Here is an 899-nt window from a genome sequence, read left to right on the forward strand (position 1 = left end):
AGAGCCTGACCGAAAAAGGGTGAGCGGTTTTGGCCGGCTTGTGATTCCTTCGGATTTGCAAAGATTCGAGGGAGGACACCATGCCGTGGACCAAAACCGCTCGCATCCAGTATCAGCGCGATGGACTGCGTTACGCAAGCGATCTGACCGATGCCGAATGGGCGCTGATCGCCCGGAAGATGCCGCCGCGACGGCGATTGGGTCGGCCGCGGGAGGTCGATTTGCGCGAGATCGTCCAGGCGATCTTCTATGTCCTGTGGAGTGGCTGCCAATGGCGAGCCTTGCCGAAGGGGTTCCCGCTATACTCGACAGTGCAGGGCTATTTTTACGCTTGGCGCGACACAGGCAGATGGCAGGAGATTGTCGAATCTCTAGTTCCGAAGGCGCGCCGGCAACTGGGACGAAAGCCCAAACCGACTGCGGCCGTGATCGATAGCCAGACCGCCTCGACGACGGAGGCCGGCGGTCCACGCGGATTCGACGCCGGCAAGCGCCTCCATGGGCGCAAGCGCCATATCGTGACCGACACCAACGGTCTCTTGTTGGCCGCATATGTTCATCCCGCCAACATTCAGGATGTCCATGGCGCCGTGCCCCTGTTGGAAGATTTGCGAGGCCGCTTTCCGAGGCTTCAGCATGTCTTTGCCGACCGAATCTATCGCGGCAAACAGCTCGTCAACGCACTCTCAGACTGCGGGCCCTGGACAATCGAGATCGTCGAGCGACCGCACGGCGTCAAAGGCTTCCAGCTCCTGCCCAGGCGCTGGGTCGTCGAGCGCACCTTTGCATGGTTCGGAAGATGCCGGCGCCTCTCCAAAGACTTCGAACGCTCTGCCGCTACCGAGCTCGCTTGGCTGCTCGCCGCCCATCTAAGGCTCCTAATTCGCCGTCTAGCCAGA

General features: G+C 61.2%; 1 protein-coding gene. It reads left to right on the plus strand.

The annotated features are described in order from the left end of the window. Nucleotides 1-80: 80 nt before the first annotated feature. Nucleotides 81-899: IS5 family transposase (locus IVA91_RS12740; RefSeq protein WP_247458813.1), on the plus strand; the 819-nt coding region annotated here is incomplete at its 3' end.

It is taken from the genome of Bradyrhizobium sp. 153 (assembly GCF_023073835.1).
GTDB lineage: Bacteria > Pseudomonadota > Alphaproteobacteria > Rhizobiales > Xanthobacteraceae > Bradyrhizobium.